Annotated in this window: 23 protein-coding genes and 1 pseudogene; 2 read left to right on the forward strand and 22 right to left on the reverse strand. The window is 34.8% G+C overall.

Annotation, left to right across the window (positions count from 1 at the left end; genetic code table 11):
* Nucleotides 1-628 precede the first annotated feature (628 nt).
* From KHA94_RS22445 to KHA94_RS26090, 16 genes are all read right to left on the reverse strand, one after another.
* Nucleotides 629-1,855 carry a M56 family metallopeptidase gene (locus KHA94_RS22445; protein WP_213104343.1) on the reverse strand — a complete coding sequence of 409 codons (1,227 nt, stop codon included), beginning with the start codon at nt 1,853-1,855 and terminating at the stop codon, nt 629-631.
* Nucleotides 1,856-1,864: 9 nt separating this feature from the next.
* A complete protein-coding gene (locus KHA94_RS22450) occupies nt 1,865-2,242 on the reverse strand; it encodes a BlaI/MecI/CopY family transcriptional regulator (RefSeq protein ID WP_213104344.1) in 378 nt (125 codons plus the stop codon).
* Between the two features lie 309 nt (nt 2,243-2,551).
* Nucleotides 2,552-2,782 carry a hypothetical protein gene (locus KHA94_RS22455; RefSeq protein WP_213104345.1) on the reverse strand — a complete coding sequence of 77 codons (231 nt, stop codon included), beginning with the start codon at nt 2,780-2,782 and terminating at the stop codon, nt 2,552-2,554.
* 406 nt (nt 2,783-3,188) lie between these two features.
* On the reverse strand, nt 3,189-3,674 hold the full coding sequence (locus tag KHA94_RS22460; RefSeq protein WP_213104346.1) for a DinB family protein: 486 nt from the start codon (nt 3,672-3,674) through the stop codon (nt 3,189-3,191).
* 624 nt (nt 3,675-4,298) lie between these two features.
* Nucleotides 4,299-4,928: a DsbA family protein gene (locus tag KHA94_RS22465; protein ID WP_213104468.1), complete on the reverse strand. Its 630-nt coding sequence runs from the start codon at nt 4,926-4,928 to the stop codon at nt 4,299-4,301.
* Nucleotides 4,929-5,071: 143 nt separating this feature from the next.
* Nucleotides 5,072-5,707, reverse strand: a complete 636-nt coding sequence (locus KHA94_RS22470; protein WP_213104347.1) for an FMN-dependent NADH-azoreductase — start codon at nt 5,705-5,707, stop codon at nt 5,072-5,074.
* A gap of 171 nt (nt 5,708-5,878) precedes the next feature.
* The gene (locus KHA94_RS22475) at nt 5,879-6,025 is read right to left on the reverse strand and encodes a hypothetical protein (RefSeq protein ID WP_213104348.1); all 147 of its coding nucleotides are present in this window, start codon (nt 6,023-6,025) and stop codon (nt 5,879-5,881) included.
* 290 nt (nt 6,026-6,315) lie between these two features.
* Nucleotides 6,316-7,011, reverse strand: a complete 696-nt coding sequence (locus KHA94_RS22480; protein WP_213104349.1) for a YjjG family noncanonical pyrimidine nucleotidase — start codon at nt 7,009-7,011, stop codon at nt 6,316-6,318.
* A gap of 368 nt (nt 7,012-7,379) precedes the next feature.
* Entirely contained in the window at nt 7,380-9,287 is a 1,908-nt protein-coding gene (locus KHA94_RS22485; protein ID WP_057773146.1) for a Xaa-Pro dipeptidyl-peptidase, read from the reverse strand.
* A 1,180-nt stretch (nt 9,288-10,467) separates the two neighbouring features.
* Nucleotides 10,468-11,232 carry an IS21-like element helper ATPase IstB gene (gene istB / locus KHA94_RS22490; protein ID WP_213101845.1) on the reverse strand — a complete coding sequence of 255 codons (765 nt, stop codon included), beginning with the start codon at nt 11,230-11,232 and terminating at the stop codon, nt 10,468-10,470.
* Nucleotides 11,229-12,815, reverse strand: a complete 1,587-nt coding sequence (gene istA / locus KHA94_RS22495) for an IS21 family transposase (RefSeq protein ID WP_213101846.1) — start codon at nt 12,813-12,815, stop codon at nt 11,229-11,231. The genes istB and istA overlap by 4 nt, the downstream gene beginning before the upstream one ends.
* A gap of 448 nt (nt 12,816-13,263) precedes the next feature.
* A complete protein-coding gene (locus tag KHA94_RS22500) occupies nt 13,264-13,857 on the reverse strand; it encodes a GNAT family N-acetyltransferase (protein WP_213104350.1) in 594 nt (197 codons plus the stop codon).
* Nucleotides 13,858-14,051: 194 nt separating this feature from the next.
* Nucleotides 14,052-14,411, reverse strand: a complete 360-nt coding sequence (locus KHA94_RS22505) for a hypothetical protein (RefSeq protein ID WP_213104351.1) — start codon at nt 14,409-14,411, stop codon at nt 14,052-14,054.
* Nucleotides 14,412-14,444: 33 nt separating this feature from the next.
* Complete coding sequence (locus tag KHA94_RS26365) at nt 14,445-14,567, reverse strand: hypothetical protein (protein ID WP_275950926.1); 123 nt, start codon at nt 14,565-14,567, stop codon at nt 14,445-14,447.
* Nucleotides 14,568-15,007: 440 nt separating this feature from the next.
* Entirely contained in the window at nt 15,008-15,214 is a 207-nt protein-coding gene (locus KHA94_RS22510; RefSeq protein ID WP_213104352.1) for a hypothetical protein, read from the reverse strand.
* A gap of 284 nt (nt 15,215-15,498) precedes the next feature.
* Nucleotides 15,499-15,819: a hypothetical protein gene (locus KHA94_RS26090; RefSeq protein ID WP_249365692.1), complete on the reverse strand. Its 321-nt coding sequence runs from the start codon at nt 15,817-15,819 to the stop codon at nt 15,499-15,501.
* 672 nt (nt 15,820-16,491) lie between these two features.
* Here KHA94_RS26090 and KHA94_RS22520 point away from each other — a divergent pair.
* Both KHA94_RS22520 and emrC read left to right on the forward strand, forming a co-directional pair.
* Nucleotides 16,492-17,046, forward strand: coding sequence for a TetR/AcrR family transcriptional regulator (locus KHA94_RS22520; protein ID WP_213104353.1), 555 nt, complete (start codon nt 16,492-16,494; stop codon nt 17,044-17,046).
* A gap of 1 nt (nt 17,047) precedes the next feature.
* A complete protein-coding gene (gene emrC / locus KHA94_RS22525; protein ID WP_213104354.1) occupies nt 17,048-17,437 on the forward strand; it encodes a multidrug efflux transporter outer membrane subunit EmrC in 390 nt (129 codons plus the stop codon).
* A gap of 224 nt (nt 17,438-17,661) precedes the next feature.
* Here emrC and KHA94_RS22530 read toward each other — a convergent pair whose 3' ends face one another.
* The 6 genes and pseudogenes from KHA94_RS22530 to KHA94_RS22555 form a co-directional block, all read right to left on the reverse strand.
* A complete protein-coding gene (locus KHA94_RS22530; RefSeq protein WP_213104355.1) occupies nt 17,662-18,048 on the reverse strand; it encodes a DUF6262 family protein in 387 nt (128 codons plus the stop codon).
* 21 nt (nt 18,049-18,069) lie between these two features.
* On the reverse strand, nt 18,070-20,040 hold the full coding sequence (locus tag KHA94_RS22535) for a tyrosine-type recombinase/integrase (protein ID WP_213104356.1): 1,971 nt from the start codon (nt 20,038-20,040) through the stop codon (nt 18,070-18,072).
* Nucleotides 20,027-21,115, reverse strand: a complete 1,089-nt coding sequence (locus KHA94_RS22540) for a tyrosine-type recombinase/integrase (protein WP_213104357.1) — start codon at nt 21,113-21,115, stop codon at nt 20,027-20,029. The genes KHA94_RS22535 and KHA94_RS22540 overlap by 14 nt, the downstream gene beginning before the upstream one ends.
* Nucleotides 21,116-21,441: 326 nt before the next feature.
* Nucleotides 21,442-22,122 (reverse strand): annotated as a pseudogene (locus tag KHA94_RS22545) (tyrosine-type recombinase/integrase).
* 171 nt (nt 22,123-22,293) lie between these two features.
* Nucleotides 22,294-22,464 carry a tyrosine-type recombinase/integrase gene (locus tag KHA94_RS22550; protein WP_275950927.1) on the reverse strand — a complete coding sequence of 57 codons (171 nt, stop codon included), beginning with the start codon at nt 22,462-22,464 and terminating at the stop codon, nt 22,294-22,296.
* A 35-nt stretch (nt 22,465-22,499) separates the two neighbouring features.
* Entirely contained in the window at nt 22,500-23,951 is a 1,452-nt protein-coding gene (locus KHA94_RS22555) for an aminotransferase-like domain-containing protein (RefSeq protein WP_213104358.1), read from the reverse strand.
* Nucleotides 23,952-23,969 lie beyond the last annotated feature (18 nt).

Raw genomic sequence — 23,969 nt, forward strand, 5'->3', positions numbered from 1 at the left:
ATGTTTCTGTACGAATTTTCAGATACTTGAAGTACCGCTAACGATTTTGACCTTTTAGCGGTACTCCGTATCTGACCTCACTTTCATCCCACGTCTAAAGACGGGCTATGCCCGGTGTGGGCTTTCTCGTTCGGGAAATCTGTAATCCCCTTCTCTTGGAATCTCTCATCGAGCATTGCTATGAAAATTCAAAACAAAAGTTACTGCCTTTTATTCAATTGTATTTCAACTGCCCTGTTGTACAATAATTTCAACGAAAATAAGCGTTAATCCTTCTTAATGTTAAATATGATACAATAAAAAATGTCCAATCCCATATATACCAATGGTTTAGACATTTTTTATAACCAAGTTTATTAAAGCGTTAATTTGTATTATACGAACTTCTCCTTTTCTGCTAACCACTTACATCCATTGATCAAGTTTTATTGAAATTAAGTTGTACTCTATTGAAAGTAAGTTATTCTCTATTGAAAGTAAGTTGCTCCCTTTGAAAGTAAGTTGTACTCTAAATAATCTAATGGAATGTCTCAATTTTGGAGACATTCCTTTTTTATAACCAGAAATAACTAATTTCAATCTTAAACAAAAGCATCCTATTGTGGAAGATTGTTCGATTTTTTTCTTTTTATCTTCCTTCTTCCTTCGATTGATCATTGGGATCATATTTGGCTTCTTTATTCTCAGCCTTAGGAATAACTTTTCCATTTTCATCTTCCCAAGAAATTACACCTTTTTCAATTTGAGATAGAATTCTTTTCCACTCCTCGGGACGAAACCTTGTTTCATCTGATCGTTTTACTGAATTTAGTTCGTATGAACCTCCCGATGCTTCTTCTTTAGCTTTACTTTCAAAACTTACCTCTTTGGTCTCATCAACCACTGTAGGAATATATTCTTCAGCCATAGCAGATGCAGTTATCCCAATCCCTCCGATAGTCATCATCATTAAAACCGTTAGCATCATTGTATGTTTCTTTACTTTTTTAACATTCAACATCATTGTCAACCTCCTTTCAATATCTTTTTTACTTTCGGATAAAAAAACACCAAATGATGTAGAAGTGTTTGCTTTTTGCTCAATCATATTCAAAATTGTTTCACCATAACGTTTTCGTTCAATATGAGACATGTCAGAAACTACTTCCTCATCACAGGACAATTCACTCCATACATGAATCTCCTTACGAAGAATATGGATGAATGGATTAAACCAATGAAGAACACTCGCTACTAAAACCAACATTTTCGTCCATAAATCTTTCCTTTTTAAATGAATTAACTCATGACGTATTGCCATATCTAATTCAATCGTTGACATTTTCTTAGTTGGTAAAAGAATGGTTGGCTTTATCAATCCAACCAATACAGGGCTTGTAATACGATTGTTGTATGCAAGCTTCACACTACATTTTATTTTCATTTTCCGTAACTTCAAATGTAGCAATTGATAGGCTTCACTACTTACTGATACTGGTAAGATATTCTTTTTTATTTCCTTGGCAAATTTGACATAACAATATAAATACCAAGCGCCAAATACAGTAATCCCTAAACCCCAAACAATTAATACTCCCATTGCAAGGTCAAAAGGGAGGGATTGATTAGGGGGTGCTTCACCGAAATTTTCGAACTGTATTTTTGTCTTTCCTTTTGAAAACGAGGATAAAAATGATAATTTTTGTATGATAAGAAATATAGGCACAAGATAGAGAATCAAGGCTAATTTTCTATTCAGATATTGCCACTTTGCTGAAAAAAAGATTCGCGAAATCGGGCTCAATAAAAGTGTGCAAGCCACAACGCCAGTCCCTGCAACTGATAACACGACAAATACTTCTATCAATTCATTCATTAATTGCACCTACTTTTTGGAGAACCATTGTTTTAGTTCATTGATTTCTTTTTCCGAAACTTTTTTTCCATCGTAAAGGGCAGATAAGAAATTTTTAATAGACCCTTGGTACATCACATCGAGTAAGCTCTGTGCTTCCAATCTTTTGTACTCTTCCGGGGAAAGACAAGGTATGTAAATGTTTGACCGTCCTTCTCTGTTTACTAATAGCAATCCTTTATCAACTAATCTTGATAAAAAGGTCGCTATTGTTTGACCCTTCCAATCTTTCCCTTTTTTTAGAGCGAATAAGTTCAGCAACTCACTGGATTTAACAGGGCGATCCATTTCCCAAATAGCCTGCATCAACTCCATCTCTGTTTCTGAAAGTTTTTGAAAGTTTTCCAAAGTGTACACCTCTAAATCTCAGTGTGCGTCCACACTATTATTCACTACAATCTTGTAGTGAATAAAACATACTACATAAACGTAGTGATTGTCAATAAACATTCTAAAAGAAAATGATGACTTTCATATGATAATAGGAATATCCAATAAAAAAACTTCAAGACATCCCAAACATAAGACTGCCTTGAAGTTTTTTACTGGATAATATTTTTCAAATCGGTAGTATTTACTCCACAATCAGGCCCTATTACTGAAAAAGGAACAATTCCTCTTCAAGAATTGCGCCCGATTGTTTAATAAGAGGTTTAATTAAGAAAACCAAATTCTTGATATTTGTAACGGGTTAATAACTGACCTTAATCTACCGTCAGGATGAAATAACTTTATAGAATCCAATTTTTTAAAGTCGTATAATGCTTCCTCTAATTTCTCAATCAATATTATTGTTTCACTTTCGTCAAGTTTAAATGAAAGAGATTGACCAGACATTAAAATCTCTGCCTTAACATTTTCTTTAGATCCATACTTTTTATTTAACATTTTGTAGTCCCCCCTATGTACCTTTAACAACCATGAAATAATAATTTTTTTACCTGTGTTCTCAGTTAACTCTCTTCGTTTACAAAGGCCTATTTCTTTACTTATAGATACGAAGTACCTCATAAATGGTTTCATTCTTATTAAATTAAATGGCCCTTTTCATGAAGAAAGACGCTTCCTTATTTCAGAAAAGCGCCCTTTAATGGAATAACTAAAATATGGTCTCAATCCTAAAATCGCTTAATTCTTATTGAACTAAAGCACCCGTTTGTTTAAGTACAATACTTCACAAACATTTTTTGCTCAACAAAACGGTCCCGTCAGTAGACAATGGAAAAAACGATGCCTCTTTAGAGCATCGCATCCATTAATGAACAGAAACTGAATAAATTAATATCTATTTGAATTATTTTTTCGAATGCGAGGAAAGACCCCGTCCGATAAGGTTTGCAGAAACAGGCTTTCTTCCTAATTCTCTTGCCCAAATTGATAATTGTCCTATATGGTGAATTTCGTGAGCAATGGTATGTCGCATAACTTCACCCCAAGTATCTGTTACAATTCTTCCATCTGGCATCGTATCGTAGAATAATTGATTCTCCATACTAGCATCCCAGTTGTTCACAAAGTTCTCCACTTCTAAATGAAAATCTTCGTCCAATTTTCGAACCTTGTTCAAGCTTTTATAATTATCGAAACTCTCCTGAAAGTCAGTCTTACCCTGTAAAAGACGTATCCAGCTCCACTCGACATCAACAATATGGAAAAGTGTATGTAATATACTTCCCATTCCACCCGTTCGGTATTGTAATAGCTCTTCTTCGCTTAAATCTTCACACCAACGATACCAGTCTTCTCTTACCATCCAGTTATATCTAAAAAGTGTTTGCAATAAATCCCCTCCGAAAAGAAAATAAATTAACCATTAAAATATACTTTAGGAATATTATAAAACTCTATTTAGTATGACTATTTCAACAAACATAATATAAATTCCTTCTTAAAGTAACCTGCCCTTTAGTTTAAGTACATTTCTTCACAATCTCTTCTAAAATATCCATTTATTTCGAAAATGAGTTACTCAACAATCTGGCCCGTTTGTAGTATAACCCTATATTAATTTTACCATAAGAAATCCCTTCAGAATTACATCCAAAGGGGTAAAACAGTGCAACTTTTTTCAAAACGGTTTAACTTTTTTACAAACGGTACGACTTTATTTCAAACCTACAAATATACAGATACTTCTTTATTGATTTTAATTGGCATTGCATAATTCTAATATTAAAAAACCGACCTTTCTAGAAGAAGGTCGGCTTAAGTTAAGTTCAATTATGCTGTTTGAGAGATACCTTTAACGTTTTGAGTTAATCCCTCAATAATTGGTGTAGCTGGACGCCCAAAAAGTTGTTAGAAATCGTCACTCTCGAAATCAAGGGTGAATTCGAATATCAGCAATCATTAAATTCACCCATTTATTTCACGTATTTTTTTTGCAAATGCTAAAGAACTCAAGTTATGAAATGATACTTTCCAGACGAGCCTCTATCTTCTCGGCGGTCATAACACCTCCACCAAGCCCGATAAATTCGTCACCTTTTTGCAAAAACAATGTAGGGTAGCTTTGGACACCAAGCTGCTGAACCTTCATAAAATCTTCGTGGGCATCTTTGGTGGAAGCCACGTCCTCGAACCGTGCTAGAACTGCCTCCGGGTCAAGATTATGAGCAATAGCAATTTTTCGGTAAGTTGCTGGGTCATTAAGGCTCTTACCTTCGTAATAAAACGCTTGCTGCATGGACGAGGCTAAATAATAGGCACGTTCTGGTGCGAAGAAACGCAATGCAGAAAAACCTTTAGCCGCCGCCTCGGAGTCCATGACAAAAGCACCTTCTTCCAACAACGTTTGGAAAGGGGTGCCAAACTCCACACCAGTTAGCTGGCTGATTCTTTTATTTGCTTCTGGAATGTGTGAGAAAGAAGCTATTGGTAGCTTTTTATGACCTACAAATAGACCACCAGATAAAACAGTTAGGGGTAATTCTGGGTGATTCTCATTAAAACCTTGAAGGCTCTTCGAGAACCCGTAACACCAACCACAATAAGCGTCCCAAACATATATAAGCTTATCTTGTATATTGTTCATGTAATAAAATAAAGTCTTATTGAGGTAACGTGAAGCATATATATGTTCAATTAGAAAAAACATCCCTATTTGTTGTAGAAACGCTTCAGTAACTTCAATAGAAAATAAAAAAGAACCAACATTTGTTGGCTCCATTAGTAATTCTAAAAAGAATGGGCTAAATCCTTAGCTCTTGCAATTGCATTTTCTTTAATTTCTTGTGCTTTATCAGGCATTGCCGCATGACCTTCTACAAATATGCCTTCAAAAGAAGGTACTCCAAAGAATTGCATAATAACATTTAAGTAACGGTGCCCCATTTCCATAGCTGCCGCTGGTCCTTCTGAATATATTCCTCCTCTGGCCTGTATATGTAATGCTTTTTTATCAGTTAATAGACCAACTGGACCTTTTTCAGTGTATTTAAAGGTTTTTCCAGCCACAGATACTGCATCAATATATGCTTTTAATATTGGTGGGAATGAAAAGTTCCAAAAAGGTGTAACAAAAACATATTTATCAGCAGAGATAAATTGTTCGCACAATTCTGATAATCTCCCTACTTTTGTTTTCTCATCTGATGAAAGCTCTTCGAATCCCTTACCCGATTGTAACTTACCCCAACCACTAAATACATCGACATCAATGTGTGGGATATTTTCTTTATAAAGGTCAATATTCACAATTTCATCATTTGGATTTACTTCTTTGTAAGTGTCAATAAAGGCTTTTCCTACTGCCATACTGTATGATTGAGTATCATCATGTGGATGAGCTGTGATGTATAATACTTTTGCCATGTTGTTTCACCTTCTGCTTTTATTTTTTACAGTATAGTTTTAACTTAATAAATTTTTAAGCCTATATTATGTATAATCTTTCTAAACAAAAAATTTTTTGTCTATAAAGAATGAAAGAAAATTAAGAATTTTTCAGTTCATACAAATCCCTATAAAAAATTTTTTCGTTATTTATAAAACATCAAAAAAATAAGGGTTACCACCAATGTTCGGTCGCATTTCATCCGTTATTTGAAATGATTCATTTGAATTTGACTCATTGTTTACATCATAGTCAAGCTGAACACTTCCATCATAATGATTAGGTTTTTGCTCCATCTTTTCACCTCCATTCATTTTAGTATATATCTCTCCCAATACTTCATTCATCAATAGGTTATTTTTATTGATACTAATAAGCCCGTCCTAAATATAAAAAGCCTAATTTCTCAGTGATGTAATAGAGAAATTAGGCTTTAGTTGCTTTTCAAAAGCGCCCGATTATAGAAGAGAATTAATATTATTTAGGCTGTTGAAGGGAGCTTGTGCTTATCAAACAGTTCGTTCAACAAGGAAGTAGAAATACTGAAGCAACTATGCAACCTCTTGAACGGTTCGCTTAAAATCTCTCAACTATCCATCTTCCCTATAATCTTTATGAGATCCGTCAACTCACGGATTTCATACGTTGGCTTAATTCCTGTATTGTTTTCCTTAAGATGCGGATTGAACCAGCAGGTATCAATCCCGTAATTTATTCCTCCCTGAACATCAGAGGTCAAAGAATCACCCACGATCAACACTTTGGTTTTATCTGTAATCTGTAGCTTGAAAAACGCATAATCGAAAATACCCTTTCCGGGCTTCTGAAATCCAGCCTCTTCAGAAATAATAATATGCTCAAAAGTATTACAAAGAGGAGAGCTCCCGATTCTTGATGTCTGCACATCCGTGAATCCGTTTGTTATAATGGCCAGCCGACAGCCGGCAAGATTGTCACATAATTCTACGGCTCCCTGTACAAGATGTGTTTCCTTTCCCAAATATCCAAGATAAATACTGTTGAAGGTATCTGCGTTGATTTCAAGCTCATGCGTAAGGAACAATCTCCTAAATCTCTCTACTCCCAGTTCTGATAAAGTAGTAAGCCCCTGTTCCAAATCTCTCCATAATACCTTGCTAATCTCTTTGTAGTTGGCTTCATATTCCGCCAAGCCCGTAGGCAATCCGAACTCTACAAAAGCTTTATGTAGTGCTTCTCTTTCCGACATACTGAAGTCAAATAATGTATCATCAATATCGAAAAATATGATTTCGTATTTCATAGCTACCTCCATTAATCATTATCGACCTAATTTGGACACTTATCTTAATTCTTTTCATAACAATAACATTGATGAACTCTCTTCCTCTAGCTCAATATGGCTTATTTCATACTCTGGCCCTTTTATGGAAGATCATTACTCAACTTTATTGAAGATATCTACTATGAAAAATGAACTTATATTAGATTTTATTTCAAATAATTACTAATACCAACTGTATCTTTATCAAGTTATTTATGCTCCATTGAGGAGGTAATACCAATCAACAAAAGGCGTTAGAGCTGGACATATTTAAAAGTCGAAATCTATACTTTATCTCTCAAAAAAAGAAGGATTAGTCATGAAGCCTAATCCTCCTTTTTTTGATCCTATTGATTAAACGCGTTACGCCCGCCAACAATTGGCAATGTAATTTCACTGCGAGTTGGAATTACATTAATTTTTGTACCGGCTTTAGGACGAATGGTGTAATCGTAATCGCTAGCGATAAGAACAATCCCGATCCGATGCCCGGCCTTAAATACATAATCTTTAGGCTGCATTTCCCATTCAAAAGTGTAATCTCTGCCAGGAACTAGTGATTCGGAACGATCTGCGGCATGGAGATTTTGTGGATCCACCCAGCCACGCGATACAATTACTGGACTTGCACTACTGTAATCAACGAGCAATGCTGTTAAATTGGCAACGGGACGGTCAATACTTGCACGGATGCTGACTTTAGGCGTCCCGCTCAACCGGACCAAATCAGTTAATTCCGGAGTCACATAAGCCAACCGGTTTGAAGAATTTAACTCTGGATTGGCAATGAGAGTATTTGCCTTTTTCATTGGATCATCAATGATTGTTTGCGTGTTATGCGGCTGGTTCGGAACAGGATTTAGATGTAACGCCCCTAAATCATTTCCCGTGCCTGTTAAATGAAGTCTTGTCGAAACTGTGCCAGGTGCAGGCCAGCTTGTTTCCTTACTCCAAGTTCTGTCCTCACGCTGAATATCAACAGCTGGCTCATTCATAACCCCATTTTCAATCCCATACAGATAATAGTCAAACCATCTATTTTGTAATTGCGGCCAGTTATTGCCTGATGGACTTGAATGGGCACCCTGATGGAGCCACAATCTACGAGGGACATTATTTTCTCCTAATGCTTCCCACCACTGTGCAAATTGTTTTGTCTTAACATTCCAATCATTCAGCCCGTGAACAACGAGAACACTAGCCTTTAAATTCTTGACATCCTTCACATAATCACGGTGTGCCCAGAATTCACTGTAGTCCCCTGTTTCTCTGTCTTGTGCAGCTTTTAACTCTGCAATGACATCTTTACATACTTGTGGATTTTTACGAGTTAGGACTGCTTCAGCCATATTGTCTGTATCTTCACCTTGGTAGCCTCCAGGAGCTATAACTGCTCCGTTTGCACGATAATAGTCATACCAGCTGCTAATTGCTGCAACTGGGATAATAGTTTTTAGTCCATCCACACCTGTTGCAGCAACTGCATTTGGTAAGGTCCCATTGTAGGAAGTACCTGTCATCCCAACGTTACCAGTGGACCAATCAGCTGATACCTCTCTCCCATCTCCTGTATAAGCTTTCGCCCGCCCGTTTAACCAATCAATAACGGATTTTGTACCAAGAATTTCTCGTTCATCGCCCGTTGTTGGACACCCATCCGATTTGCCTGTCCCAATACTCTCCGCAAGAATAACACCATAACCACGAGGGACATAGTAATTCCCTAAGGAACCAAGATTGGCAGCTTGTCCTTCCACAAGCGCGAATGGTTTTCCTCCTCGTCCATTCCCGTTACCAGGATGTTTAACAGGATTTAAATCTACATCGACATTAAAGACAGGAACATTTAGAATTCCGGAGCGATACGGACTCATCTCATAAATGACTGGTACTTTAACACCTGGTTCCGTTTTTGGACGGTACACTTTAATAGAGACGCGGTCACGTTTCCCATCACTGTCGCTGTCTATCTCTGTCTCAACGAATAAGTCTTCAATTATCGCCTCGTCAGTAGAATAGATTGGTTTTGTCATTCCATTTTCTAGTTCAATTCTGGTTGCGTCTGATGCGGTTTCCGGGATCAGTCCATTTAGTGGCATCCCTTTCCACTCGAGAACCTTTCCCTTGGCTGTTGCTTCTAATGTAGTGGGTAGATTTTGCTCGTTTGTTGCTTTTACTGTCCAGGAATCTACTCCCGCTAGGAATGTAAGAGATAGAACAGAACATAAACTGATCGACAAAACTTTTTTCCTCAAATTTTTTCCCCCTCATATTATCGAAATTTCGGCAATTTCCACCAAAATCAATAATATCACTGAATGTTTGTAATTTTTGTATTATTCTGTCAAACATTCATAAACAGGAGAATAGTAATGGACTGAAACAATAATTTATAGTCCAAAACCCCTGTTTGGGTTACAGAAAAGCAGGGCTTTTTACGAGTTGTTCCATAAGACTAAAATAGTGTACTTGATTAAGAGATTTATAGTTAAATTAATTGCAGAAATCGCATATGCAGACAGGTTTTGCAAATTCCTTTATTTTCTGTCCTCATGAACGCCCCATGAGGACAATTTTCAATCAATATTTTATATGTCCTTATTTCATCTTTACCATCAACTAAATCCCCCTATAGTTTAAGTACAATCTTTCACAAATACCACACTAGCATTACCATATAAGATATAGTAATAAATATAAGGATTAATAAGCCAAAGAAATTCTCCATGATTACGTTATCTAAACAATTTTCCTTTCGAGACATGCTTTGTAGGTGATCTTTTAACGTTATTTGATCTTCTTTATTTGTGTAAGGAGTTATTTTATAATCCTCAAGAATGATTTTTAGGTTATCTCTTGGGTCTCCACTTTATATATCTATTTTATTAAATCCTCCTGAAAATATATGTTTATACGTTGGTTCTATACCAATTATTAGAATTCTTTCTTGAACAACCCTGCCTCGTTAACTTAAGTACATTTTTTACAAATCTATACTGATATTTATTAACTAATTTTCCATTTTTATTTAGAAGGCTTATTCAATAAAGTGGCCCTTTTCATGATGAAAGGCGCTTTCCTTATTTCAGAAAAGCGCCCTATTCTGGCACAACACTTTCAATTCACGAAATACTAAATGTAAATGCTAAGGCAAACCAAAATAGAGCAAATCCGAACTCAGTAAGATATGCTTTGCTGGAATCCTTATGGAGATATTTAGAAATACCGTCAAATACGGAACCGACCCCTACCAGTATGAAGACCCATTTTATTAAGGCGAAATCAAAACCATTGATAATGCTAAAAACAAATATTATTGCCGTCAATATTGCGATTACAACTCTAACAATTATCATTGGCTTTGTAATTTTCCCTTTTTCTTTTTGAAAAAAGACCCCTTGTGACCGTCAAGTAAAATTGAACACATTTTGCTAATTAATTTTGAACACTTTCACTTCCAAAAATGGAAGTTCGGTGCTTCATTCGGTAGCTATCATTATTTAAGTGAATAACTTCTGCTCGATGAATGATTCTATCCAAAATGGCAGTGGTAATACTTGCATCACCCATTAACTCTCCCCAATCACTAGGTGACTTATTTGAAGTAAGAATGATCGAAGCGTTGTTATATAAGTCGTTAATAAGATGGAAAAACAGATTCGCTTCGCGCTGATCCATCGCCATAAACATCAGATCATCTATCACAACTAAGTCTGAACTTCGAATCCTTTTCATCCTTGTCTGTGATTTACGAGTAATTTCTTCTGTTTTTAATGTGTGTATCAACTCTCCCATTGAAGTAAATACAACTTTAAAACCTTGTTTTATTGCCTCTATACCTAACCCAATTGCCAGGTGGGTTTTCCCCGCACCTGGCGGTCCAAGTAATATGATATTAAATAATTGTTCAATCCAAGTTAACTCTTTAAGTTGATTAAGTTGCTTTTTACTTAATGATTCCTGTTCACCTAGATTAAAGTCATTCAGTGTTTTATGATACGGAAACGTAGCCCATTTAAGGCGTTTTTCTATTTGTTTTTCTTCCCGACGTTTTTGCTCATACGTTAATATTTCTAAAAGAAAAGTAGTATAAGAATCTTCGTTTGTTTCTGCTGCTTTGATTAGTTTAGATATTTCATTGGATGTTTCCGTTAAACGCAATGTTTTTAATAACTGTTGTACCTGGTATAGCTGGCTCACCGTATTTCACCAGCCAATACTGAAACATATCCATCCATTCCTCGTGTTCCCGGCTTCGTTAACATTTTCGATTCATGAAAGCCATGGAGTGTTTTTATTGTTTCATCATTATCAGTAGGTGCTGTACTGTTCACTTGTCGTTGACGGTCTAGGTACCGAACCATATCGATAAAATCTGTTGCACAAAATAGTTTCTGATTCACACATTCTTTAAGTGCTTCATTTAATAAGGTATTTTCGTACTTCTTTATCTCTCTAGATATGAGTTGAAGCTGATCCCTAATGTAACGTGGGTATGCATTTTTTACTGACTCTAGAAAGGAAAGTGCGATATCGAGATTATCAAATTGTTCTGCGACTGTTTGAATATATACGTCTATTCCTTTTGTTCGATCTCGAGTATGTTGCCTGTCTTGAATCAGTTTACCTTTTTCTTGAGAAACACTATGCTTGGCCACTAATTCCCCAGTTTCAGGATCGCAGATTACTAAATAACCGTCGTCTGTCTCAGAAATTGCTACTTGTGGGTACTTTCCAAATGTTCCGAGAGGTACGGAATAGCGATTAGAGTTATACCGAATCGTATTGTCCTTTCGAACGGTTCTTGTTATACTAGAGTCGAATTGGTTTTTACTATCGATAGGGAATCTATTGGTAGATTCAGAGATGGGTCGTAAGTGTTGCTTTTCGAGGAGAAACACATCGACTGGTCTCTTTTTTGTTGTATTATGAATCTTATAGTTCCCTGTACGCTTAAGCCATGCCATTCCTTCTTCGTTCCACTTATCGATACCACGATAGATACGGTGTTTGGCAAAGTTATCTTTTACATAACCAACTACATTTTCTATTTTGCCTTTACTTTCTGGATCTGCTTTTCTACATACCCAAATCGTTAATTTACGTTCTTCTCTGTATGCTTGAAACTCTCTGGTAAGAATTAAATCCCCTCCATTTTCACTAACAACGATGAGTGCATCTTGGTCGTATACTAGTTCACTAGGAATACCTCCAAAGTATTGAAACGCATTTTCGTGAGCTCGTATAACGTCAGTAGTAGTGAAAGGTCTATCAAGCCACTCTTTGTACTTGTACCTTGAATGAGAAAGGACAAATGCTATAAAACGAAGTTTTACTTCCTTGCCACTCTCTGTACGCTGGACGGTTTGTCCAAAATCTACTTGTATTTGCTCTCCCATTGGTGGGTCAGGAACTGCCTCATATTCTCGGGGGCTAGCTTCTTTAGAAATATTATATTCTTTACGCAATTCCCTTACATATGCTCTGACTGTGCTCTCGGCAATATCTGTTACTTGCCGTTTTTCTTGTAACCAATCAAAAACTTGTGCAGCCGTCATATCAGGATAATTATACAACCATGAGAGTATCTTTCCCTTGTGAGTATCTAGCTTTTTCTTCCTGCTTTGTTGTTGAACAACCCACTCACTCATTTCCCCAGGAGACCTTTCTAAATAACGATAAACCGTCGTTCTAGAAACACCTAATTTCTTTGCAATTTTAGCCTTACTAAAGCCTCTCTTTAACAACTGATGAATTTCCATATACATTTGCCACTTATCCACCTTTTACTCCTCCACACTGATGTAAATTTCAAGATTCTATCATTTATCATACAGTGTCAGAGAACTATTTTTAATAATCGGGAGAGAAGGGACCATTTTCCATTGGAGGATCGTCCATAGGCCATCCCCAAATGAAAACCCAACACCCCCACTGGAAAATAAGTGTTCATTCTTATCTAGCAGAAACTGTCTACTTTAGTTTATCAGTCACACCCCTATATAAAGCGCCCCCTTAGTTGTGAATTTTCCCCACTAATGCAATATGTCTTGTTAAACAAAATGGCCCGATTGTTGAATAGTGGAAAATGAGAAAAGTTGCAAAAATACACCTTATTTATTGTACTAAAGCACACGTTAGTTTAAGTACACCCCTTCACAATCTGTTGATAGTTAAACACAATTAAGCATCTTCCCAATAGAATTATTTAATAAAAAAGAGGTAAGACAATCAGTATTTTTTCTCTAATAAATATATCAACCTTTCTTTTACTGACTCCCATTCACTATCGATAATACTGTAAAATATATTGTCGTGAATGGTACCGTCTGCCTTTACCCTATGTTTACGAAAAGTTCCCTCTTTTGTTGCCCCTATTCGTTCAACTGCTTTTTGAGAACGTAAGTTTTGTCCACTAACTGAAAATTGAACGCGAATTACTTTTAATTCTTCAAAACAATACTTAAGTAATAAAGATTTACATTCTGTGTTTACCTTTGTTTTCCAAACTTCTGGAGAAAGCCAGGTCCAACCTATTTCCACATTACGATTTACTTTATCAATATCGCCAATACGAGTTGTACCTATTACTTGCCCTGTCAGTTTATCCTTAACAATAAAAGATATTTGTTTACCGTCCTTTTTATTGTTAACAGCTATCATTATTATTTGTTCTAAATCCTCCACTGTGTTAACTTCTCGCCAGGTATATTTCCATACGTCAGGACTTTTTAAAGCTTCAAATAATAGTTCCTTATACTTCATCTCGAGAGGAATAAGAGAAATTGTATTTCCTTCTAGAGATATATCTGTTTCAATTATCATAGAAATAATGTCTCCCTTTTTAAGTAAATAGTAAAATAGCTTTTGTACCTATTAATTCCATACGAAAAAGGATTACTCCTCCTTGAAAGTTCTAATTCTTCTTAAACTATACTGCCCTTTACTTCAATAAGCAAAAGAGCAATCCCTTTTTATTAAAGGATCGCACTTGTTAGTTAAAAAAGATATTTCATTTATTAATTCGCTTTAAGGATGTCTAAATGCTTCCTTGTACAAATTAAATCTATTTTCTTATTTCCTTTTGTGTATAAAACCGAAGCACCTTGTCTTTCTCCCTTTTTCCATCCATTGATTTTAATGACCAATTCATATCCAAAAGGTATACCATTTTCCTCTGATGCTGTTGACCAATCATAACTTTTCGTTACATCATTTCCCTTGATTAATTCAGCATTCCGAGGGACTGGGAAGTTATATAAATTCTCTGATGGTAGATATAGAAATAACAAAATGAAATAATAAATAACTCCACCGACCAAGGGCGTGGCTATGGCTATTGTCCAACCAATCAATTTCTTCCTAACTTGATTTTTCAATAGAAACCTCCTGTTAAACGACCTGATATTTACTCATTCTCCATCCTTTTTTGTAATTCCTTCATCAACTATCCTGCTCGTTACTTCAATAAGAAAAGCTGCCGAAAATGACAGCTGATCTTTAACTCTTGCCCCCGTTAGCCATCCATGCAGCACAAAATAATGCTGCACCACAGAGAATGAAAATGGTTAAGAGGAGTCATACTGATATTGACCTTAATCCAGTCCACCGTAATCCATAGACTCATTAATGTACTCTCTCCTCTTTTTTTAACGATCGAGCAGGGTCTTTTTAAGTGTTGTCATTTTTCTTTTCTTGAAGAAATTTATTTTCATGGTAGTTTAAAATCTCACTTAATTCTTCCCTTGAATTCTTGTTCTTAATTTTATATACACCATCCCTTTTATCACTTTCAAACAAGTCGAAATTACGACCAATTTTTTCCAAATCCTAATGACTTCAGTAGTTCCATCTTCATACATTAAAATTAATTTATAGTTTTCGTGATAATCCTTCTTATATGCAATCTTTTGGTGTTTTCCCTTGTTTAATATCTTGGTTATTTGCTTGATTCTATCATTGTCATCAATTATTATTACTTCGCCAAAACTTCCATTCGCACCTTGATTTCTGTTTTAGTAATTTCAGGCATACTTTGAAATAATGGTAACCAAAGTTTAAATTCATTAATTGAAGCTCTTATTGCAGCATTAACTGTTTCACCATCGCCAGCCATCGGAATTCTTAAGTACAATCTCTTAGTATCGATTTTAGTTGGGATTTCTAATAATAATGGATTCATTGGTTTCTGCTCCTATACTATTTATTAAAATTTACATTTCAGTAACTTAAATATATAGTTCTAAATCCAAAAGCTTTATTTTATTTACGGACATAAGTGTTTCTCCACTCATATTTTTTGGAACCATATGATAAATGGATTTAATGAAATCTCCCCCTTTATCGTACTTTTTCATAATTCTATTTTCAGTTATATTAGTCCTTCTTATTGACCTATATTGCCAGCACAATAAAAAAGACCGACTAAATAGTCGATCATGTTATGCAACTAACGCACCCGTTAGCTTAATAAATACATACCTCTAATTTTGGAACTAACTCTTTGTATTTAATAAAAAAATCTCTAATAGGTAGAATAGCGAAATATGAAGAGACTTGAGCATCAGCTAGTAAACATTCATCATAAATTAAACTAATATTCAAGTCCTTTTTTGGTTTTATCCCTCTTTGAACTAGCGATTTTGCCAAATCAGCATATAATGTATGCCCCATATCATCAATAGACCTTTCTATTGAAAAACGACCTGCAAAGCTATTCCACCACACTTTGAATATTTTATAAATCTCATTAAAATTCTTTAAACTATCTGTATCAATTACAAACAACCTTTGATAAAATAAATCCTTTTCTTCATAAAATGTTCTTTCATGGTTTTTATTATCATCAAATATTTATTGTGAAATCTCATTCCACAGTTCTTCATACTTTAATTCAAAGTCTTCTTTAAACGCTATTCTTGTTGAAAAATAAGGAAACCTCAAATCCTCATCATTTCGACGTTGATTTAGAAAATTATTTTGTATGTAAATCAAAAAGTTCAAAGTAATGGATGAATCTGTCTTCATTATTAATGAATTTTCCAAATTTTACACTCCCTTCGGTTAATGTCATTATTTCAATATTTAATGAAATACTCAATCATTTCTTCTTCAACTCTTCTGCCTTGTTACTTTAAGTACAAAACTTCACAATCTTTTTTAAGCTCTATCATACATATCTAATTTTCTTTAAAGTGTTATTCAATTAACTTGCCCTAACATAAAAAAAGAGCGTAATTCTTGCTGCAGAATTGCGCCCTTTAATGGAATAACTAAAATCTGACCTCACTCATAATATCACTTAATTCTTATTTAACTAACGCCCCCTATAGTTTAAGTGTATTCCTTCACAAACTCCCACTTAATAATCCTTACAAAAAATAAAATAATTTCATTCATTGACAACTATACCGTCCAGACGGTACAGTAAATGTAACAAGTAATCAAGGAGGATTTTGGATGTCGGTTTCAAATTCTGAAGATAAAAAGAAAATTATATTAACTGCTGCTGCTGATATTGTTAAAGAAGAAGGTGTTGCAAAACTTACATTAGAAGCTGTTGCAAAAAAAGCCGGTCTCAGCAAAGGTGGCTTACTTTATCACTATTCAAGTAAGGAAGCGTTAATTATAGGGATGGTACAAGACTGGACCTACAGTTACTTTAATAGCATTGAATCTTTAGTGAAAAATAATACTAAAAGTGAAGTTAGTAATTGGACTAGTGCTTATATCCAAGCTACATTTTCTGATTTAAACCATGATAAACGCCTATCTTCCGCCCTTATTGCTGCAATGTTTACTAATCCAAGTTTACTGGAAGAGTACAAAAAAGAATATGACATCTTGCTTGGTAAACTGATGAACGATGGCATAGACCCTATCAAAGTTACAATAGTCCGTTTAGCAATAGATGGACTGTGGTTCTCAGAAATATTTGATTTGGCACCGCTAGACGAAAACCTTAAAAATGGTGTTATTAATGAATTAAATCATATGATTAAGGAGGAAGAATAATATGTCGTACTTATATTTAGCACTAGCTATAATAGGAGAACTTATTGGAACATCTCTGCTCAAAGCATCTGAAGGATTTTCGAAACTCTATCCTACCGTTGGTGTAATAATTGCTTTTATAGGCTCATTTTTCTTTTTATCAATAGCAATGAAGACTATTCCACTTAATACCGCCTATGCCCTTTGGTCTGGACTAGGTATTGTTGCTACCACCATTATTTCTGTACTAATTTGGAAAGAGAAAATTAATGTTGCCAGTGTTGCAGGAATTACATTAATTCTTATAGGTGTTGTAGTCTTGAATCTATTTGGACCAGGGCACGGAGAAGCAAGTAATAATGAAAAAGCAAGTGAATCCTCAATCATGGCAGTAATAAAACTGAATAAATGATAATCTATATATAAGTGTTTTCTTATTTGGAAAGCACTTTTTTCTTATAAAGCTACCATGCTCCGAGAGTTTAAGGGAAATACTTCACAATATTTATAACTAAAATCTTATAACCATGAGTTCTTATTAAACAATCGGGGACTTATCTACAGTATGGTTAATAAAAATGAGGTTCTATCGAACCTCATTCATTGAATACATGTTTTTAAAGATAGTTCATAATTTTACTCAATTTCTTTATAAATTGCTGCCCATTCCACTTTAAGTTGCTCTTTCAATTTCCTATTTTCTTCTTCAAGATTCTTATTTCTTTTACGGAGTGATGCAATAATGACATCCTTTGATTTCTCTGACATTTCTCGTTTGGCCTGTTTCGTTGTTACTAAGCCTTCTTCCTGACTCCTTAATGTTTCAATTCGAGATCTTATTTCACTGTACTTATAAAGAAATGACTTTGATACACCAGATTCTTCTGCTATTGAATTAAAGTTAATCTTTTTATGTTGCTTTATCATCTCTTTAATGGCGGTCTCTACCTTTTGAAAAGTCTTTTGCTTTTTATCTTCTATACTTCTTAATAATGGTCCTGTATTTGGATTCTTATTAGCCAATGTATCTCACATCTTTCATCTTTAATTTTTCGATTCTCTTCTTGATTTGTTAATTCCATAAATTCCACCGTTATGAATGATTCCATCCCTAATTTCTTTGTACCGTTTCAATTTCGGTTGAATAATTTCTATTGAGCGATTTCTTCCTGATTTTTGATATATATGTATATCAGATTCTATCTTTGAAATCTGATCATTATAGAAATCTAAAAAACTTTGATCTACATGAAAACTGCGGCAGTTATTTTTTATACATGGCGGTTCTAAAGTTTGTTCTAAAAAGTCACAATTATTTTTGGGGCTTTTAATACAAAAACCGTGATCTAATCTAATAGAATCCAAATTATGACGTAACCACTCCAACTCTAATCCATTTTTCTCTGCTTGTTTTTCTATACTAGTGGCGATAATTTTGCCACCTTGATTTAATCTTATAGCTCCATTGCTTGTGGCTTTTTCCCATTCTTTTCGAAGAGTTTTATCATGAATCTTGGCATACACCAATGTCATTTCAGGGCTCACATGAGCCATTAATTTTTGTACATGCAAAATGTTCATTCCATTATTTATAAGGTTTACTCCATAACGATGTCTAAATGCATGTGCTTTACACCGATAGATATTACCTTTTTCATCAAAAATATTATTCTCTATAGCTAGTAGGTTTAAATTGTTTACTACATTGTCCCTCGAAATGGGCTGACCTTTTCTTGTCCCGTGATAAGTTGGAAATAAATAATTTAATGGATTTGTTTCTAAAGTCGATTTTTCCTTTGTTAATTTTTGTTGAGAAAGCACTACCTTAGCTATTTCTTCCGAAATTGGAACTCGATGATTTTTACCCTTTACTTTACGTTGATCACCGACAATCCACCAACCATCTTCTCTTTGAATCAAGCAATCTACTTTCAAAGTACACACATCAGAAATTCTAAAACCTGATGCCTCTAACAGTATTACAATAGGAACAATCTCTTGCGGCAGTTTTCCCATATGATTCATGATTTGATCCCAAACAAAATCAGATATGTATTTAATTTGGTTAGATGCCTTTGGGGGTAGTCTAGGTTTATCTTCAGGTACAATTAAGATTCCTGCAGGCTTTTTAGGAGCTTCATCCCATTCATATCTTTGAATATATACAATAAACGTTTCTAGTACAGATAATGAGCGATGTATATGATTCTCAGAAGGGGCTTGACCTTTATGAACGCTACCGCCGCCCATAGGAGAAGTTCGTAAGTAATATATAAAACTCTCTATATCGCTTCTACTTAACAGAGTTAGGTCTTGCCAATTTGGATATTTTTTGAAAATATATTTAAAGAATTCTTGCAGCTTTGATATTGTTTGTATGGCTGACCCCCAGCTTAAGCTTTCTTGTAATAGAACACGTTTTTCGATATATCTTTTTACCAAATTTCGAAAAGAGATTGGTATAGAAGTGAAATTTAGAGTGTAACCATGATTACTATTATTGTAATCAATACCCAGTTTTCGAACATCCCAAATATCTTTCTCTGTTTCCTTTCGTTCATCATACCAGTCAAGGAAAAACGAATAAATTCGGTTATATAACTGGAGGTATCCTTTAACTGTTAAATCTTTTTTTCCATGTTCAAATAGGTAAGTTTTATAGTGTATTGAAAATTTCCCGTAAGGGATGTCGTGAATAGAACTAATACCAGAATAAAACCTGTTAATAAAATCTTGTAAGCTATTAAATGCACCGGAACTACTCCATACAGTTGCCATATTTATTTCTAAATTAATCAATCGTCTGTAGAAATAATATTTAAATTCATTTCTAACTCTTGGATTTAATACTTCCCTAAATTTAATTGTTTGGCTTTTTAATTTTGTTTCTTTTTTGTAAAGAGGGCAATTTAATGCATCCCATTGATTATTTTTCCAATATCCAATTAACTCTTGTAAAATCTGCTCATATTTTAGAATTCTCGCTTGTTGTTCAGTAGCCTTATTTAAAATCATTTTTGTTGTCACCTTTCATTCTGTCATGTGCTTTCTGCCATTCTTTTCGTATAGTTTCATCAGTTGGATGAATATACGTCTGTATAGTTGTTTGAACGTTCGAATGACCCAACAACTTTTGAATTATGGAGACATCCATTCCTTGTTCATGCAACTCGGTGGCATAAGTGTGCCTTAACATATGGGGGGTGACATCAACCTTAGTCTTCTTACTTATCCGTTCAATCACATCAAAAGCAGCCCTATATTTTAAGGGTTCACCCCTATTAGGTCCAGATAAATTTATAAAAACGAAATTTGTATCTGCGTCGTGAAGTTCAATAAGATAATCTTGAAAGATATTCATTGTATCGGCAGATACATAAACTTTTCTCCCTTCACCACTGACGGATTTTGATTTACGTACCCTAATATTAGTGGAGCTAATATCAAAGTCCTCAATCCACAAAGATAGGGCTTCTCCGATTCTAAGACCACCTTCATACAATACTCGAATCAATAAAATATCCCGAATATTGCTGCACGCATCATGGACCAGTTGCACTTGATCTCTTGTGAGTGTTAAGACGTCCCTTCGGGGCTCTTTCATTTTTAAGATGTTTTTATCAAAGGGTTTTCCTTTTGAAATATGATGTAAAAACGGTTTGAATGACCGGTAATTTCCAGTCATTTGTTTCTTTGTTTTTTCAAATAGATCTTTTTCATAATCCTCAATTCTCATCAAGTAATCATAGAATCCTTGAACACAAGTTAATATTGTATTTACAGTTCGCTCTGATCTCTTTGCTTTGGTTTGTTTAAGCTGAATAACCTTAATAGATTGATATGGATTCCTTAACCAAGATATAAATTCCGCCAATAAATCCAGATCAACTTCTTCATATCCTCTTTCTTTTTCTTTTAAATACTGAAAGTATAATTTCAAATGACGACAGTATGATCTTAATGTGTTCTCAGCTCTCCCGGTGTTATCAAGATATTTAAGGTATTTGATTACGGGTACTACTGGTTTATTATTTTCATCAATAAGCACATAACGCCTTTTGCCATCAATTAGAACTTCTTGAACTTTCATAAAACATCACCTCCAGACTAAATAATGATGTATTTATAAAAGCCTTTCTTTGAAAACTATAAATACTATAATTCTCTACTGTATATAATTATTATTTTAAGATACAAAAAAGAAGTAATACTTAACTTTAAAAACGTTAAATACTACTTCTTTATTTACTGTAGATAATGGCCCGATTGTTTAATAAGAGCTACAGTCGATTCTTTCACTAAACTGACTATTGTTGAAGAATTCCCACATAAATAACCGTTAATTCATAAAATAAGCGTTAATCCTTCTTAACGTTAATTTGTATTATACGAATTGTTGCTATTCTAACTATCCGCTTACATCCATTGATCATATATCTCTTTTCTTGCTTGATGATATAAACGAGCATACAACTGTGTTTGATGCGGACCGTTATGTCCTAATAGAGCTTGGATACATTCCAATGGCATGCCCTTCATGGCTAAATGGGCAGCAAATGTATGACGTAACGTATGTGGTGAAAAGTGAATACCTAGCTTTTTTGCATAGGTTTCAAATATTAATTGGATGGTACGAGGACACATCGAACCAGTTCTTTTAGTATTTACAAAAACAAACGGAAGTGTATCCTCCCGTACGTCTAAATAGGCTTTCAGATGTTCCGCACACTCTCGTGTAAATTACACAATACGCTCTTTTTTACGTTTCCCTTTTGGTATCGTAATTATCCGCTCCGACCAATTAATATCCTCTTTTTTTATTTCAACGAACTCCATAAGACGCACTCCCGTGGCATAAAGCACCTCAATAACCGCTCTTCCCTCTACCTTTCCTTTTACTAATTGACGCAATTGAAACAGTTCATCCCTTTGAAGATATCTAGGTTGTTTATCTTCCACTTCTGGAAAAGGGATATTTTTCACTGGATCTTTAGTAAGAAAACCTTCCTCTATGCAATACTTAAAAAAAAGCTTGATACCTGCTAATTTTGCTTGCACAGTAACAGCTTTATATTTTCGTAATTCTAAGGATGACATCCATCCCCTAATATCTTTTGAATTGATTTCAGAAAAAGGTTTGTCACAAAAAACTAAATTGCTCCACTGCTAGTATATAGTGATATATCGTTTTTTCTGTCAATCGAAAACTATATTCATCTTTAAATTGTTGCAAACATATTTCTGAAGTGATCAAGTAAACTCACCCTCTTACCCCATATATTTTCGGTAAAGCGTTATTATCTCCCTCTTGGGGAGTCTAGCATAGATTTGAGTAGTACTCACATCGCTATGACCCAATTCATCGCCTATAAACGATAAATCAGCCCCTTTTGCCAATAATTCTGTTGCAAATGTATGGCGTAATCGATGTGGATGCAATAATTATCTGCCATATTTAAATCTCTATATGAAACTTAAAAAATTTGTTCTGCTACCAATTCTGAAAGAGTTTTAATTCCATAGTCAATTTCATTTAAGGATGCATAAGAATAAGAAATTCTTAAATATTGATCAGAGTGAAACTCATACAAATCTCCAGGGTGAACAAGTATTTTCCGACTTAAGGCTTTAGTAAAAAGCTGGTACATGGATATACCTTCATTTAACTTAAGCCAGATGAAATATCCGCCCCTAGGGATATTCCATGTACCGATGCTGGTAAAATATTTCTTTAATGCTTCAAGAGCAACATCTCTTCGGATCTTAACATTTTTCCTCATTATATCGTTATGCTGATAATAAAGACCACTAGAGAATAGTTCTGTGGTTACATTCTGGGAGAGTGAGCTGGTTCCATAATCAGTTTGCATTTTTATATCTGCCAATCTTTCAATGACTTTTTCTGATCCAACAATCCATCCAATCCTGAGACCAGGACTTAAATTCTTCGATATTCCACCAATATATAATACAAGTCCATTGTTATCAAATGCCTTTATTGGCTGTGGAGGTTGTTCATCAAACCAAAGCTCCCTATATACATCATCCTCGATAATAGGCAAACGTTCCCTATCACACGCATCAACAAGCGTTTTTCTTCTTTCAAGTGACATGACACTCCCGGTAGGATTTTGAAAAGTAGGTATTGTAAAAAGCATTGCTCCTTTTCTCTGCCTATGTCGATCAACCAATTCTTTTATTTCTATACCTTCTTCATCCAGCTTAATTCCCGAAAGCTGCATTCCGAACGATTGAAAGGTTCTAAGAGAGTATAGGTAGGATGGCTTTTCAACATATACTACTGAGTTCGTGTGCAAAAGGCCAAGGGAAATAAGCTGCAGTGCCTGCAAAACACCAGAGGTAATCAAAACTGAGGATGGATCAGCTCCTATTCCTATTGTTTTAAGGTATGTGCATACCTCTCTTCTTAGATGGATATTTCCCTTTGGTTCTTCATAACCCAGCGATGCCATAGACTTAGACAGTTTTTTTAGTACGCCCTGAATCATTTTGTTAGGTATTAATTCAGGGGAAGGTTCGCAGGACCCCATTCGGATGATATCAGGTTGGAATTCAACCTGATTGATCTGCTGCATTATATTTTGATTTGTTTGATGTAATCCCGAAGATATATAGGGAAGCCAATTATGTGAATGATTAATGGACATTAATGTCCATGTATTGTTTATTACTTTTGTACCTCCACCAGCATTACCGCTAATAAGGCCTTCAGCTGCCAGCTCTTCAAGGGCAGATACTACGGTACTTCTGTTTACACAGAAAATTTCAGAAAGTGTCCGCTGACTTGGCAATTTGAAACCAACTGGCCATTCTCCAGTTGCTATTTTATCTTTTATGAAGTTAACAATCTGTATATTCAATCGATAAGGATTATTTCTATCAGGTCTCCAGTTTATATCCAACATAAAATTCCTCCAAAATCA

The sequence above is a fragment of the Cytobacillus citreus genome (genome assembly GCF_018343665.1).
GTDB classification, from domain to species: Bacteria; Bacillota; Bacilli; order Bacillales; family Cytobacillaceae; genus Cytobacillus; species Cytobacillus citreus.

Excerpts from the sequence above, each read along its gene's own strand:
- KHA94_RS22500 (WP_213104350.1), bottom strand. The coding sequence starts at position 13,857 with ATGATAATTGAAACAGATATATCTCTAGAAGGAAATACAATTTCTCTT.
- emrC (WP_213104354.1), top strand. The coding sequence starts at position 17,048 with ATGTCGTACTTATATTTAGCACTAGCTATAATAGGAGAACTTATTGGA.
- KHA94_RS22480 (WP_213104349.1), bottom strand. The coding sequence starts at position 7,011 with ATGAAATACGAAATCATATTTTTCGATATTGATGATACATTATTTGAC.
- KHA94_RS22510 (WP_213104352.1), bottom strand. The coding sequence starts at position 15,214 with ATGAATCCATTATTATTAGAAATCCCAACTAAAATCGATACTAAGAGA.
- KHA94_RS22470 (WP_213104347.1), bottom strand. The coding sequence starts at position 5,707 with ATGGCAAAAGTATTATACATCACAGCTCATCCACATGATGATACTCAA.
- KHA94_RS22535 (WP_213104356.1), bottom strand. The coding sequence starts at position 20,040 with ATGATTTTAAATAAGGCTACTGAACAACAAGCGAGAATTCTAAAATAT.
- KHA94_RS22555 (WP_213104358.1), bottom strand. The coding sequence starts at position 23,951 with ATGTTGGATATAAACTGGAGACCTGATAGAAATAATCCTTATCGATTG.
- KHA94_RS22520 (WP_213104353.1), top strand. The coding sequence starts at position 16,492 with ATGTCGGTTTCAAATTCTGAAGATAAAAAGAAAATTATATTAACTGCT.
- KHA94_RS22455 (WP_213104345.1), bottom strand. The coding sequence starts at position 2,782 with ATGTTAAATAAAAAGTATGGATCTAAAGAAAATGTTAAGGCAGAGATT.
- KHA94_RS22445 (WP_213104343.1), bottom strand. The coding sequence starts at position 1,855 with ATGAATGAATTGATAGAAGTATTTGTCGTGTTATCAGTTGCAGGGACT.
- KHA94_RS22540 (WP_213104357.1), bottom strand. The coding sequence starts at position 21,115 with ATGAAAGTTCAAGAAGTTCTAATTGATGGCAAAAGGCGTTATGTGCTT.
- KHA94_RS22465 (WP_213104468.1), bottom strand. The coding sequence starts at position 4,928 with ATGAACAATATACAAGATAAGCTTATATATGTTTGGGACGCTTATTGT.
- KHA94_RS22475 (WP_213104348.1), bottom strand. The coding sequence starts at position 6,025 with ATGGAGCAAAAACCTAATCATTATGATGGAAGTGTTCAGCTTGACTAT.